The sequence below is a fragment of the Chryseobacterium shigense genome (genome assembly GCF_014207845.1).
Classification (GTDB): domain Bacteria; phylum Bacteroidota; class Bacteroidia; order Flavobacteriales; family Weeksellaceae; genus Chryseobacterium; species Chryseobacterium shigense_A.
In genome coordinates this window covers 200615-215434 of sequence record NZ_JACHLC010000003.1, presented here as the reverse complement: position 1 = coordinate 215434, position 14820 = coordinate 200615, and the positions used below count along the sequence as shown (strand labels likewise).

Here is a 14820-nt window from a genome sequence, read left to right as displayed (position 1 = left end):
TTATTTATTGATGATTGAATTAATGGTAACTACAGATTGATTGACCTGCTGGATAGATTCCAGATATTTTAACTGAATATTGGTGGCAGTCTGCAAGGCAAAAAGATATTCTACGTAAGAAATCTCTCCCGTTTTATAACCCAACTGTGCTGCTTTTACAATTTTCTCTGCATTCGGAATGGCCTGACTTACATAATATTCATACTGCTGGATATCCTGCTGATACTGTCCAAAAGCATTTCCGAGCTGTGCCGAAAGTTGTTTCTGCTGCATTTCTGCATTGGCTTCGGCGGCCTGTTTTTCATATTCCAAAGCCTGCATTCTTGCTTTTGTGGCTCCAAAAGTCAAAGGAATGGCAACACCTACCGAAAAAGAATTGAAACGGTCTCCTGCGTTATAGAATTTCTCCTGTCCGTTTTTGGTATGAAAGCCTATCAGCGACTGGCTCGTCAGCCCAAGACTGAATTCCGGAAGCCCCTGTGATTTTTCAACATTTTTATTCTTTTCTGCAATCTCCATTTCCTGATAGAAAGCCTTGACTGTAGGGTTATTGGCTATGGATGAACTGTCAAGAATATTTTCTGTTCTCAAAGGTTCATAATCGTTTTTAAACGGAACTTCGAAATCTTCCGAGGTGTTCAGTAATGTTTTTAAATTTTTATAGGCATTGTTTAAATACACTTCATTCTGTTTCAACAACAGGCTGATTTCGCCTTTCTGTGTTTCAGCTGTATTAATTTCAATCTTCTTTATATCACCAGCATTAAATCTTACCGTTGCGATCCTGATAAAATCCTGGTACAAGCTGTCAAGATTTTTCAGTTTGAATTTATTGTACTGAAGGTATTCTATCTGGTAATAATACGTCCGTACCTGCTTTGTCAATTCATTGGCTGAAATTTCTTTATTGATCTGTCTGCTCCTGATATTTTCAGTAATCAGTTCTCTTCTGGCTTTGAATAATGTAGGAAAAGGAATGCTCTGTGAAATGGCAAACGACTGATCGAATTTCGGACTGTTGTATTGTCCCAGCTGTGCTTCAAAGTTTAACTTGGGAAGTTCTTTTGCTGTTCCTCTCAAAGCTTCCGCAGATTTTATATTCAGCTCTTTTGATTTTAAAACCAGATTATTTTCTGCTGCCATTTCTACTGCCTCGTCTGCGGAAATCTGTCTCGTCTGAGCCTTGAAAGTTTGCCCGAACATCAGAAATCCAAGAACAATAATTGTTGTGATTGGCTTGATCTTATTCATTTTTCGCGGAATCTTTGTATTAAAAATGATATAAAGCATCGGCAGAACAAATAGAGTAAGGAAAGTAGCCGTTACCAATCCTCCGATTACCACTGTGGCCAAAGGTTTCTGTACTTCAGCTCCTGCTCCTGTGGAAATGGCCATTGGCAGAAATCCCAGTGAAGCTACGGTTGCCGTCATCAGAACGGGTCTTAACCGGGTTTTTGTTCCCTCGTATACTCTTTTCAGGACGTCGGTTTCGCCGTCTTTTTCAAGCTGGTTAAAGGTTCCTATTAAAACAATCCCGTTGAGAACTGCCACTCCGAAAAGGGCAATAAACCCGATTCCGGCACTGATACTGAAAGGCATATCTCTTAACAGCAAGGCAAATACACCTCCAATGGCACTCATCGGAATGGCTGTAAAAATTAAAGCTGCCTGTTTAAATGAGCGGAATGTGAAATAGAGGAGCATAAAGATCAGGAACAATGAAACCGGAACTGCAATTATCAGTCGTTTGCTGGCTTCCTGAAGGTTTTCAAACTGTCCGCCATAAGTAAAGTAATAACCTGAAGGCAATTTAACCTGTTTATTAAGCTTTGCCTGAATATCTTTTACGACACTCTGTACATCACGGCCTTTTACATTAAAGCCTATTACAATTCTCCTTTTTCCTTCTTCACGGCTGATCTGTGCAGGTCCCAGTTTATAACTGACACTGGCCACCTGGGAAAGCGGAATCTGTGCTCCTGTTCCTGTAGTAATCATTAAGTTATTGACATCGTCAATATTGGTTCTGTGAAGGCTGTCCAGGCGGACTACTAGATCAAAACGTCTTTCATTTTCAAAAACCTGTCCGGCTGCTTTTCCTGCAAAAGCAGTACTTAGAACATTGTTTACGTCTTCTATATTTAACCCGTAATTGGCCATTCTTGTCCTGTCATACTCTACGTTGATCTGAGGAAGACCGCTCACTCTTTCTATCTGAGGGGCTGTAGCACCGTCTACGGTTTGAATGATCTTTCCGACTTTATCTGCATAAACAGACAGTGAATCGAGGTTTTCACCAAAAATTTTAACGGCAACATCCTGTCTGATTCCTGTCATCAGCTCATTGAAGCGCATCTGGATCGGCTGGTTCTTTTCAAAAAACACTCCGGGAATGGCTTCCAGTTTTTCACTGATCTCATCAGCCAGCTCTGCATATGATTTTTTTGATTTCCATTCGCTTTGCGGCTTCAATACTACAATCAGATCGGTAGCTTCCGGTGGCATGGGATCTGTGGGAACCTCTGCGGAGCCTGTTTTCCCGATTACCATTTTCACCTCATCAAACTGTTTGATAATTCTGGAAGCCTGCATAGAGGTTTCGATGCTCTGGCTGAGTGAACTTCCCTGTGGCAGAATACAATGGAATGCATAATCTCCTTCCTGCAGCTGAGGGATAAATTCACCTCCCATATTTTTAAAAATGAAAGCACTGATAATAAATATAAAGACTATTACTGAAACAATAATATATTTTATTTTAACCGCTTTCTGCAACAAAGGCTGATAGATCTTCTGAAGGAAATTCATCATTTTATCTGAAAAAGTTTCTTTGTGAGAAATCTTTTTAGACAGAAACAATGCACTCATCATCGGAATGTAAGTTAATGAAAGGATCAAAGCTCCCAGGATGGCAAATCCTACTGTTTTGGCCATTGGGGTAAACATTTTTCCTTCCACACCGGCAAGGGTGAGAATCGGAATATACACGATAAGGATAATGATTTCTCCGAAGGCAGCACTGCTTCTGATCTTTGAGGCAGAAAGAAAAACCTCTTCATCCATCTCACTTTGGGTAAGCGTGCGTAAAGATTTCCTCACTCCCAAATGATGCAAGGTCGCTTCCACAATAATCACAGCACCATCTACGATTAACCCAAAATCTATAGCTCCGAGACTCATTAAATTGGCACTGACCCCAAAAACATTCATCATTCCCAACGCAAAAAGCAATGAAAGCGGAATGGCTGATGCTACGATCAGTCCGGCCCTGAGATTTCCAAGGAAAACCACCAGTACGAAAATAACGATCAAAGCACCTTCAATGAGGTTTTTTTCTACGGTATTGATTGCTCTTCCTACAAGGTCTGTTCTGTCCAGAAACGGTTCTATGACCACATCATCCGGAAGGGATTTCTGGATGGTTGGGATTTTTGCTTTAATGCTGTTCACCACATCGTTGCTGTTGGCTCCTTTCAACATCATTACTACGCCACCTACGGCATCCACTTTTCCGTTGTAAGTCAGTGCTCCGTAACGTACTGCGTTTCCAAAACGTACGTCTGCCACGTCTTTTATGAATATGGGAACACTTCCGGTTTCATTTTTTACGGAGATATTCCTGATATCTTCCAGAGAGGTTACAAAGCCAATTCCGCGAATAAAATAGGCATTCGGTTTTTTATCGATATATGCTCCGCCTGTATTCTGATTATTTTTTTCCAAGGCTGTAAAAATATCCGAGATGCTTACGCCCATTGCTTTCAGGCGGTCCGGACTTACGCCTACTTCATATTGTTTTAATTCTCCTCCAAAGCTGTTGATCTCTGCAACACCAGGAGTTCCGTTCAGCTGTCTGCGGACAATCCAATCCTGCATGGTACGGAGTTCTTTGGCAGAATATTTCTTTTCACTGCCTTTTTTAGGATGGAGAATATATTGGTAAACTTCTCCCAAACCGGTACTTACCGGAGCTAATTCAGGAGTTCCTACACCTTTGGGAATTTCTTCTGCTGCCAGTTTCAACTGTTCGTTGATAAGCTGTCTGGCAAAATAAACGTCTACATTTTCTTTGAATACTACTGTAATCACAGAAAGCCCGAATCTGGAAATACTTCTGGTTTCCTGGATATCGGGGACATTGGCTATACTCTGCTCTATGGGAAAGGTTACAAACTGCTCCACTTCCTGTCCTGCGAGTGTAGGGCATGCAGTAATAATCTGTACCTGATTGTTGGTGATATCAGGAACAGCATCTATGGGAAGTTTCGAGGCACTCCATACTCCCCAGATGATCAGAAGAAGGGTCATAATACCAATGACGACCTTATTTTTGATACTGAATTTTATGATTTTATCTAACACGATTCGTATTTAATTTTTATTGGTAAATCAATGCACACAGCGATAATGCCAGTGCAAAAATATCACGAAGACCTCTGCAATGAAATTGCAAAGTTCAATGGATAGAAAGCCTGACTTTCTAATAATCAATAAAAATTAAATTTTAGGGGGCTGCCAGATATGATCATACACCTGGTAAGCGAAATTGTTTTTCTGGAAAAGAATCTTCTTTGAAAAGTAAGCCTGAACGTGGCTTGGAATTTCCAATAACGGATCCATTTTGAAGGAAGATACGGTCATCTGGCAACAGCTGCATGCACAAAGCGGTGAACAGATATCTCCCTGATCTTTTGAATGGGATTCCTGAATATTGAATGACAGTTTAGCTTCGGCTGTTCCTGAAGTACGGTGCACATCTTCACAGGGCATGAGTGACAATGCCATGAAATAGAATGCAAGTATCCATCTTAACAGGTTCATATAAACAAAGGTAAAGTTTTTTTCTAAATGGTAAAGCCAGGAAGCTCAATTAATATATTCTTAACATTCTGTTGGGTTTCGAAAGAAATATTACTTTTTCATATTTTTGGCAATCATAAGCTTTTATATCTCCTATGAAAAAATACATCCTATTTTTGTTTTTGATGGTAATGTCCTGTGTAGGCTCTGATACTGAATTCCTTCCTCAAACTGTTTCGGAAGCCAGGAACAGAGGTCTTTTAATAAAGGAATATTATCCTACGGTAAACAAAATCACAATTAATAAAGGAGAATATGAGATTGTGGAAGCGTTTACCACTTTTAAGTTCAATTCAAAAAAGGATCAAACGATCAATAAAAATTTCTTTGCTTTCAGTATAAGGCTTAAAAATCTTAAAACAGGTAAGGAAGGCCTTTCCCTTGAAGACAGTGATCATAGCCAATTTCTTGATTTTCATTGTGATTTCTGCGGCGGTATTAACAATGATAATATTGTATTATACTATGATGATATCAGCAAGAGGGAAACTCTTGACAGTGTTAAAATTGGTTTTAAAGACCAACATAGAAATGAAAAGGTTGTTTATTTTATGCATGGAAAATAACGAAAAGCCACCGTACTACACGATGGCTAAAAAAAATCAAATCTAATTATTACAGGTTAGGATTATTCTCAATCTCTTTCTGCGGAATACTAAACAGATAATACTTACTATTTGGTGCAAAAGCAGTCTGATCCGGGAAATTAAAGACTGAATGCCCTCTTCCGTTTACTGTTTTCACCGTTCCACCCGGAGTGGTAATCTGTACTTTTATCGGTTGGCCACCGGTATCTACATAAGGTTTTCTCTCTACGCTTCCTTGTGTTCTGATAATATCTGAAAGCGAGAATCCTTCCCCGAACAGTTCTTTTCTCCTTTCAGTCAGGATTTCTTTTATCACATCACTCTGAGCAAGCGAACCGCTATATATATTGGCATTTCTGGCTGTTTTCAATCCATTTAAAATGGTAACCGCATTAGTGATATTTCCATTTCTGGCTTCAGCCTCAGCTTCGATCAGGTACATTTCTGCGGCTCTCATCAATACAATATCTGCGATAAGCCCCGTCTTAAATTTAAATTTTGAATATCTCAAAAGTCCTTCCCTTCCCGGAAGACCATCCCACTGGAATAGCTGGGACCTGATATCATTCGTATCAAACAAATCTTTAAAGAAAGGATCTGCCATAAAGCTATAATAATAACTTCCCGAAGAAGACACATCAAGATAATGGAAGGCGTAGCTTGCCCCTGACTGCTCCTGAGTCTGCCCATGTCCCCAGATCCATTCTCCGTTGCTGATGTCATTGAAACCTTCTTTATATTTTTCAGCGGTCATGAGCGGATAACCTGTTCTTGCCATTTTCGCAGCGGAGGCAGCTTTATTCCATTCTCCGGTATTCAGGTAGGTTCTTGCCAAAAGTCCGTTTACGACCGCTCTGTTAATCTTATCCTTGTTATTTCTTGTATAATTGGTTAAAAGGTTATCTGCTTCCGTGAGATCATTTTTGATCAGGGTATACATTTCCTCAAGACTTGCTCTTTTCTTCGGAACAGAACTGATGGTTGAAGGCTCTGTATAAATCGGCGCAGTAAGAGCGGTTTTATCTTTCAGATAGCTGAACTGGTAAAAACTTGCCAGATTCAGATAACAGAAAGCACGTAATGCCTTAGCCTGACCTTTTACCTGGTCTTTTTTTGCCTGACTCCCTTCTGTATGGTCAATACGGGTGATTACATTATTCATGTTATTAATGGTTGAATATAGTGTTGACCAAATAAACTGCGGTCTTGAGGCCGTATTATTAATCATTTCCGTAAAAGCATACGCAGACGGGAACCCATATTTATTGGTTAGAACTGCAACATCACTTCCCATGGCATCACTGGTTCTCAGAACCGTTGAGTAACCGATATTTGCGTAGGTTGGACCGTCATCATTCAATTTTGCCCATGCTCCGTTAATTACTGTTTCCGCGCTTTCTGCCGTTTTGAAAACCTCAGCTCCGTTAGCCTGATCCGTAGGAGCCGTTTCCAGTTCGCTTTCACAGCTTGTTAGTGACCACACTGCGATCAGGGCAAGAGATATGTATTTTAATTTTTTCATTGTTTCAATTTTTGAAGGTTAAAGAGTTGCCTGAAGACCGAAAGTTATAGTTCTCATAGCCGGATACCTGTAATAGGTAGTCCCGTCCAATGCCTGTTCCGGGTCCATGCCTTTATGCTTGTAGAAGGTCAGAAGATTTTCTGCCTGAACGTAGATTCTGAATTTTTTTAGTCCTAATTTTTCAAAATAATCGGAAGGGAGTGTATAGCCCAGGCTTACGTTTTTAAGTCTTGCATACGTTCCGGAATACAAAAATCTTGAAGAAGTGGAAGTCCAGTTATTCGTTGTCGTGCTTAGCGCCGGAACATCTGTGTTCGGGTTTTCCGGAGTCCATCTGTTCAGCATTTCTGCACTCCACGCGCGTCCTCCGGCGTTTCCGTTGGACATTAATGATGTGTAATCCGTATCAAGGATCTTTCCTCCGATGCTGAAAGTCAGCAATCCTGAAAAATCAAAGTTTTTATACGCAATAGTTGTGGTAACTCCTCCCGTTACTTTAGGCAGCGCAGATCCCTGTACTGTTTTTGTAGCTTTTGCATACTCTGAAGTGGTTCCGTCTACCGTATTTCCATTGGTATCCTGGTAAATGTATCTCCATAAAGGTTTTCCGTTGGAAGGATCAACGCCTATCCATTCAGGAATAAAGAAATCATAGATGGAACCACCTACTTCAAGGCGTTTTGTTCCTGTTATTACAGATCCTTTAGGCAATTTTGTAATTTTATTGGTCAAAGTACTCAGGTTCACATCTACATTCCACTGGAAATCGTCGTTCTTGATTGGTGTTGTGAATAATGAGAATTCAAAACCGGTATTCTGTATTGTCCCGATATTGAAAGGAAAATCACTGATTCCCAGAGATGGGGCAACCGGCATATTAAACAGAAGATCCTGACTCTTTCGTTTGAAATATTCTACGTTACCTTTTACCCTGTTATTCAGAATTGCAAACTCAAGACCTACATTTAAATTAAGGTTGGTTTCCCACTTCACATCATTGGTCTGCACTTTTTCCAGAACTGTTCCCGGCTCGCCAAGGTTATTATAAAACCTGTACAATTCCTGGTAAGCATAGTAAAGAGAAGATCCGTTGGGTCTCCTTAATTTATCATTCCCCTGACCACCGTAACTTGCACGCAATGTCAGTTGATTGAAAACATTCAGGTTTTTGATAAAATCTTCATTTGAGACTTTCCATGAAGCTCCCACTGACCAGAATTTCCCCCATCTGTTATCTGCAAAGAATCTTGAAGAACCATCTGCTCTTCCGGAAACTGACAAAAAGTAAGTATTATTAAAATCATATTCTGCTCTTCCCAGGAAACTTAATAAGGAAAACTGATCTCTGTTTCCACTGAAGCTTCCCAGCAGCGCCGCAGCATCAGGCTCGTAGTAATAAGGAAGGGAAAACTGGCTTCTGGAACCGGATATCGTCTGGTAATCATATTTGTAAAATTCCTGGCCTCCCAAAACACTTAGGTGATGCTTTCCGAACTTCTTGTCAAAAGTCAGAATATTACTGGTTGTATAGGAAAGGGTTCTGCTGTTCGATTTCGTTACGGAACCTCCTGTTTCGCTTCCTTCCCCGATCAGCGGATTGGAATAGTAATGTCCGTTGTAATTTACAAGATCAACTGAAAAACTGGTTTTAAATCTCAGTTCGGGAAGAAAGATAAATTCTAAAAATCCTTTTCCTGAAAAATTGTCTTCTTTGTTTTCGTTTTTATCCAAAGGCAGTGTTGCAGCTGCATTTTGGTTCTGCAATGCACTTGTGGGTCTGTATTTCCCGAAATCATAGATCCTGTTTCCTTCTGAATCCAGCACATAACTTCCGTCAGCATTTCTTTCATAATATGGGTAGAAAGAAGGTATTACCCTGGCTGCATTGATGATATTGTCTGTTCTGGAATCTGAAGATGGCGGTGCCTGCTGAATACTGTTGGTGTAACTTAAATTGGCTCCGGCGTTCAGCCATTTTTTAACTTCAGAATTAATTTTTAGCCTGGTGGAAAACTTTTGAAATCCAGATTCTATGGCAATTCCTTTATCATCAAGGTATCCTAAGGAGAAGAAATAATTGCTTTTTTCGCTGCCTCCGCTGATGTCAAAATCTACCTGGCTTCTGGAGGCCGTCCTTTGAAGAATATCTCTCCAGTCGTCATTCCATAAAGCTTTTGCTCCCGGAAGAAGTTTTCCGTCTGTTCCTACAGGTTTGGGGAAACCGGCTCCGTAAGGGTTTATTCCCAGAGCATTCACAAGGTTGTCGCTTGCCATCTGTGCGGCCTGCTGGGAAGATATTTGCCCGGATTTGTAACCGTTTCTCAATGCTTCCCAATACAATTGGAAATACTCATCGGTACTTACCTGCTTATAATCTTTTACGGCTCTGGTAGAAAATCCCTGACTGATATTGAAATTGACCCTGGATTCTCCTTTTTTACCGGATTTTGTGGTAATGATGATGATCCCGTTAGCTCCTCTTGAACCATATAATGAACTTGCTGTGGCGTCTTTTAAAACACTTATGGATTCTATATCATTCGGACTGATGGAATTGATATTCCCATCAAAAGGAATTCCATCCACTACATACAGAGGGTCACTGGAAGCACTAATGGAACCAATTCCTCTTATTCTTACTGAAGCCGTTGCTCCAGGCTGTCCTGAAGCACTTACCGCCTGAATTCCCGGAACCTGCCCTTCGAGAGCTTTTGTAATATTGGTAACGGGCCTGTTGTTGATTTTTTCGCTGGAAATAGTGGCTACGGAACCTGTATAGCTTGTTCTTTTGGCTTTACCGTAAGCAATGACTACCACCTCATCAATTTCCTTTTCTTTGACTGTATCTTTTTTCGGCTTTATTTCCTGGGCATTTGCACTGATAATTCCTAAGAAAAATACAGCGGCAGAAGGAATCCAAGCCTTGGAATCAATTAAACTCTTACTAATCATAATCAATTTTATTTATCATATATTAAAAAACTAACCCTTTGCAGAAAAGTCAGCAAAGGGCATCGAAAAATACGATAAACCAAATGCTTATTTTTCCTTTAAAGGCTGAATGTAACACCTTGCGCAGGGGCAGGTTGTTAAGATTTCACAGGGTCAGTTCCCTCCATCTTTCTTTATAAGCCGATCGAAATATGTCTGCAAATCTAAAAACAATTAGTCTACAAAACAAGTAGACTTTAAAATTTTTTATTATACATTATCAAAAATTAACTTAATTCTCAACTAAAACACCGCCACAGCAAGGAGTTAACAGATTGCGAAATCCATAAATATGAGATTTATCATTATTAATAATTAAATGAAAAACTGAGAAGCAAAAAAAATGACATCTTCCGATGTCATTCCTTTCTTATAATAGCCTTTTAAATTTGCATATAGCAGTTCAGTTAGTTTGGGCTTTGCTCTTGAATATTTTTTTCCATTTTGCTACAGAGTTTCTGCTTAATTTAAATTCATCCGCTAATTCTGTATTATTATACCCGTTTCTCTCCTGAAATTCCAGGATTTCCAAAATCGAAGCTTCATCATACGATCTTTGTTTTTGGTTAAACTGAGCTATCTGCTGGTCTTCAACATCAAAAATCAGCTGATTTAATTTAATAACGTCTAAAACGGACAGAGTTTCTTTCTGCAAAATAAAATCACAAAGCCCGTATTTCTCAGGGCATTTTCTAAAAATAATGTCCGTGTATATTTTCTTATAATCCGGTGCTGATCTTTCCATATATTTTTTTTATTTCAATTTTGGAGACTTTATCATTTTCAAAGAATAAAAACAGGATTGTTTTCTTTCCGAATGTTCCTGTTTCCAGCGTATATGTCCAGTTATCAGAAGGATAGAAATTAAATTCTTGTCCAAGCAATTTCATAATTTCTTCTTTATTCTGATACAGCAGGTAATTATACTGGTGCATCAATTTCATTGTGTCTCATCGTATTTACTGATCCATTTATAAAGTGTAGTTTTGGGAATCCTATACTCTTCCAATATCTGAAGTTTTGTTTTTTCTCCTGTCTTTATTAATTCCAGAATAAAATCCACAACCTGCCTAGTGTAAACATTTTTCCTAAATTCCGGAAGTGAGGGTTTGCCATTTTCCGGAAGATTAAACGATGAGCCGTTTCCGGGAGCAAATAAAATAAGATGCTGGGCATAGATTCGGAAAAAATCATATTCCAGAAGCTTGCACCATCTAAGAAGAGTTTCCGTATCCAGACTTTTCGTATCAAACATTTCATACATTTCTTCTTCTGTAATTTTGTGAAATTTACAGATCCGGGATACAGAAATTTCCAGTTCTTCTGCTCTTGTCTTTATACATTCACCGATGTGAATGTTTTTAAAATCAAATCTCATGGAAAAAGTTTGTTAAGTGAAACTATTGTAAAGTATAGCCTGTATTTGCCTGCTCTTCCAAGTCTTTTATTTTGAATTTTATCATACACTTTAGTCTAATGGGGGTTTCCTGTATCTATTGTTTTCTCCCAAAACCTAAATATCTATTGCCCAATTTCTTTTTTGAAAAAGGACCAGCTTTAAAGCCGATCCTTAAATCCAATCAACATTTATGATTAAAAACTGACAATCAATAATTTAACCTACTTGAAATCCTTTTTAATACAACCTCTGAATGGAAACAAAAACTTCCAGTGTATTGTCCGCAGTAGTAGAGTCTGAAGTAGTATTGGCATTACCTGCACTTGCAAAAGATTTATTATCTATACGCAACGCGTAATAAACTCTATACCATTTATTATCCGCCGTTGTAATGTCAAAAGTAACGGTCTCATTTCTTCCATATGTAAGATACACTCCATCATCAAACTGGGCATAATTATTAGGGAAGATTAATAAATTAGCCCCACGTGAATCTCCCGTATGCGTAGATACTTCAGACACCCACACTTTTGCGTTAGCCGCGGTAATATTATAAAGACGGGGATCAAAATTGGTATTCGCACTACTGGAGTCAAATGCATTAGGAGAAGTGATATATGCATCAACTCTGAAGGTATTGTTAACTATAGGAAGATCATTAAGAAACTGACTTAAAAGAAATGATGAAGTCTGACGCGGGATTGAAGAATGATAATATACCAATTCTCCAGGGGCAATTACAGAACCCGCTCCTACTGTTGCACTACAGGTTTGTCCTCCGATATTTAGCGGGAAAGTGGTAAGTGTAGGGCTGGAAGCAGTAGGCATTCCGGATACTGTATAGCTTAGAATTCCTGATCCTACATTAAAGTTTCCGGCAGCAAGCGTTGCAGTGAGTCCGTTTACAGGTCCCACAGTCTGTGCTGCATAAACACCTCCGTTTCCGCCTGTATACGGAACAGTCATAGTTCCTGTATAAGGAGTACCGGCAGTATAAATTCCGGGAGACAGTGTAACTCCGTTACAGGTAATAGAGCCTAAAGTTCCAGGGGCAAGAGAGCCGTTGTTGAATGTTCTCCATTCCGTACCGTTCCAAAATACATACCCTACATAACCAAGTCCTCCGGTTCCTAAATTGTACACAAGAAGTCCTGCTACAGGTGAAGGAATGGTAGCCTGATCGGTTTGGGAGGTTAATGCTACTTTCGGACCTAAAAGCCCTTTTTTGCTGCCAACAGCGAGTCCGTCTACATTTACATCCAGGATCGCAGATGCATTAGGCACTGCAGTTCCAATCCCCACACTGCCGGAAGAGGTCACAATAAAGTCATTCGCTCCCTGTACAGCACCAGGATCACCTGATGCGGGATTATCCTTTTGGCCATCCACATGGAGAGTTCCGCGCGGATTAGCCGTGTTAATACCTACTTGTGAATAAATTAATGCATAAGAGATACTTGTAACAAGCAAAATAATTTTTTTCATAATAGTTGTTTTTAAGTTAAAAAAGGAATTCTTTTCAGAATTATCATTCATATGTGTTTTTAGAATTTTTTAAAAAAATAAATATCGTTGCATATCTTCTATAATTTCTTCTGTTCTGCAATAACCAAAGAATTAATTTTCAACATTCTTTACTATATTTAAAAAGCTTTAAGAATACCGCGATTTACAGCGAACCTTTCATTTATATTTTATTTTTAATAATTTTGCAACACGATATATATACGTGTGTTTGTTTATCGAAACTGTTCCGCAAAATTATTTTAATCTATAAATCAAAAAAACAGCAAGGCAAATGATAATTCTGAAAATGACTTAAACTCATTCATATTATTGAAATTCAAGCGTTTAACAAAGTCATTTCTGAGATTTCATTGATTTAGACTGAAAATAAATCCCTTCCAGACATCAGATGAGCAAAAAAAATGAAGACATAGAAAAGCTAAAACATGAACTGATAGACAGGTATGTAATTCTGATGCTTTTTATCCTGGGAATTTATACCGTTATTTTCACGTTCTACATCTATGATAAAATAATGTCGTGGTATCTGTTGGGCGGATTCGTTTTTATTGGTTACAGTTATTTTCTGGCTCGAAGAAGATTTCCTACAAATACAATTGTGCATTTGTATTTAATAACTGCACCTTTATATAATTTTTATATTATGCTTGCTTTCTGGAATAATTCGGTTGCAAGCTTTTGCTGGCTTCTTCCGCTTCCTTTAGGGGCATATATTTTCTTTACGAAAAAAGAAGTTTTAGTGTATTCTTTTTATACCCTGTTCATCATTGTTACAGGATACATCCTTGCCAATAACCTTGAACTGGATTTCCCTAAACATTCTCAAAAAGAAGTAACATTTACAGATACAATCCTGATTGCGTCAAATATATTAGTCGTTACTTTATTAATATACTACAAGGATAAAATCAGAAAGCTTGAAATTTTATCAGAAGCTGTACCTACCGGAAAAGCAGAAAAAGAGAAAGTAAATGTTACAGAATTTATTTTAGATGATAATGATATCGACAATGAAAACATGGAAAAGCTGTTCTCCAAAATTGATGCCTCCATGACTGGAAACATGCTTTTCAAAGATGTAAAATTTAATCTTTCCACTTTAAGTGTGGCGCTGGACGTCAACAGCACTTACATATCGAAAGCGATCCGGTATAAAGGGTATCCTAATTTTAATTATTATTTGAACACTTACAGAATCAATTATGTGAAAAAGCTGTTCACAGAAGTTGATTTTCAGAAAACAACACTTATGTATGTTTACACTGAGGCAGGCTTCTCTAACCAGTCTACATTTAACCGGGTTTTCAAACAGATTGAAGGGATTACTCCCTCAGAATATTTTCATAAGAACATGAAAAACAGTAATGGAAACAGTATGTAAAATATATTATCTTTGAATAAATTATTTTTAATGAAAGTTCTTATCATCAATGGTCCCAATCTCAATCTTTTGGGAACAAGGGAGCCCGAAATCTACGGAACCGTTTCTATGGAGGATTGTCTGAAAAATTTACAATCTGAATTCACTTCCTGTGAAATAAGCTATTACCAGTCCAATATTGAAGGGGAAATTATCAACAGACTTCAGGAAGATAATTTTGATGCTTTAGTAATTAACCCGGGAGCATATACTCATTATTCATATGCCATTGCAGACTGTTTAAAAAACATACAAAAGCCTAAGGTTGAAGTTCATATCAGCAATATTTATAAAAGGGAAGAGTTCCGCCAGAAGTCTGTAACGGCAGCCAATACTGATGCGGTATTATCCGGTTTTGGTATGGATGGATACAGGCTCGCGATTTTAAGTTTAAAGTGATAGATCAGGCATATCAAAAGATGCTTCGACTCCGCTCAGCATGACATTTCTAATACCAGATGTCTTATTTATGATTTCCTTTAAAACGTCTGAAATAAAAATAAAAAGCCTCATT

11 protein-coding genes and 1 riboswitch are annotated in these 14820 nt (G+C 38.5%); of the genes, 3 read left to right on the top strand and 8 right to left on the bottom strand.

Annotation, left to right across the window (positions count from 1 at the left end):
* Both HNP36_RS13690 and HNP36_RS13685 read right to left on the bottom strand, forming a co-directional pair.
* The gene (locus HNP36_RS13690) at window positions 1-4362 is read right to left on the bottom strand and encodes a CusA/CzcA family heavy metal efflux RND transporter (protein WP_184164626.1); all 4362 of its coding nucleotides are present in this window, start codon (window positions 4360-4362) and stop codon (window positions 1-3) included.
* Between the two features lie 135 nt (window positions 4363-4497).
* Window positions 4498-4821, bottom strand: coding sequence for a DUF6660 family protein (locus HNP36_RS13685; protein ID WP_184164623.1), 324 nt, complete (start codon window positions 4819-4821; stop codon window positions 4498-4500).
* Window positions 4822-4955: 134 nt separating this feature from the next.
* On the opposite strand from HNP36_RS13685, the gene HNP36_RS13680 reads away from it, so the two are divergent.
* Window positions 4956-5426 (top strand): hypothetical protein, encoded by a 471-nt coding sequence (locus HNP36_RS13680; RefSeq protein ID WP_184164620.1) that lies wholly within the window; start codon window positions 4956-4958, stop codon window positions 5424-5426.
* 49 nt (window positions 5427-5475) lie between these two features.
* On the opposite strand, the gene HNP36_RS13675 is transcribed toward HNP36_RS13680, so the two are convergent.
* The 6 genes from HNP36_RS13675 to HNP36_RS13650 form a co-directional block, all read right to left on the bottom strand.
* A complete protein-coding gene (locus tag HNP36_RS13675; protein ID WP_184164617.1) occupies window positions 5476-6969 on the bottom strand; it encodes a RagB/SusD family nutrient uptake outer membrane protein in 1494 nt (497 codons plus the stop codon).
* An 18-nt stretch (window positions 6970-6987) separates the two neighbouring features.
* Window positions 6988-9921 (bottom strand): SusC/RagA family TonB-linked outer membrane protein, encoded by a 2934-nt coding sequence (locus tag HNP36_RS13670; protein ID WP_184164614.1) that lies wholly within the window; start codon window positions 9919-9921, stop codon window positions 6988-6990.
* 84 nt (window positions 9922-10005) lie between these two features.
* A riboswitch (SAM riboswitch) is annotated at window positions 10006-10103 on the bottom strand.
* A gap of 260 nt (window positions 10104-10363) precedes the next feature.
* Window positions 10364-10705, bottom strand: a complete 342-nt coding sequence (locus HNP36_RS13665) for a helix-turn-helix domain-containing protein (protein WP_184164611.1) — start codon at window positions 10703-10705, stop codon at window positions 10364-10366.
* Complete coding sequence (locus HNP36_RS13660; protein WP_184164608.1) at window positions 10680-10904, bottom strand: hypothetical protein; 225 nt, start codon at window positions 10902-10904, stop codon at window positions 10680-10682. Before HNP36_RS13660 ends, HNP36_RS13665 begins: the two co-directional genes overlap by 26 nt.
* The gene (locus HNP36_RS13655; RefSeq protein ID WP_184164605.1) at window positions 10901-11338 is read right to left on the bottom strand and encodes a transposase; all 438 of its coding nucleotides are present in this window, start codon (window positions 11336-11338) and stop codon (window positions 10901-10903) included. The genes HNP36_RS13660 and HNP36_RS13655 overlap by 4 nt, the downstream gene beginning before the upstream one ends.
* A gap of 258 nt (window positions 11339-11596) precedes the next feature.
* Window positions 11597-12844: a hypothetical protein gene (locus HNP36_RS13650; RefSeq protein WP_184164602.1), complete on the bottom strand. Its 1248-nt coding sequence runs from the start codon at window positions 12842-12844 to the stop codon at window positions 11597-11599.
* Between the two features lie 430 nt (window positions 12845-13274).
* Here HNP36_RS13650 and HNP36_RS13645 point away from each other — a divergent pair, with 430 nt between their 5' ends.
* Together HNP36_RS13645 and HNP36_RS13640 are read left to right on the top strand one after the other, a co-directional pair.
* Window positions 13275-14267, top strand: coding sequence for a helix-turn-helix domain-containing protein (locus HNP36_RS13645; protein WP_184164599.1), 993 nt, complete (start codon window positions 13275-13277; stop codon window positions 14265-14267).
* Between the two features lie 30 nt (window positions 14268-14297).
* Window positions 14298-14705: a type II 3-dehydroquinate dehydratase gene (locus HNP36_RS13640; RefSeq protein WP_184164596.1), complete on the top strand. Its 408-nt coding sequence runs from the start codon at window positions 14298-14300 to the stop codon at window positions 14703-14705.
* Window positions 14706-14820 lie beyond the last annotated feature (115 nt).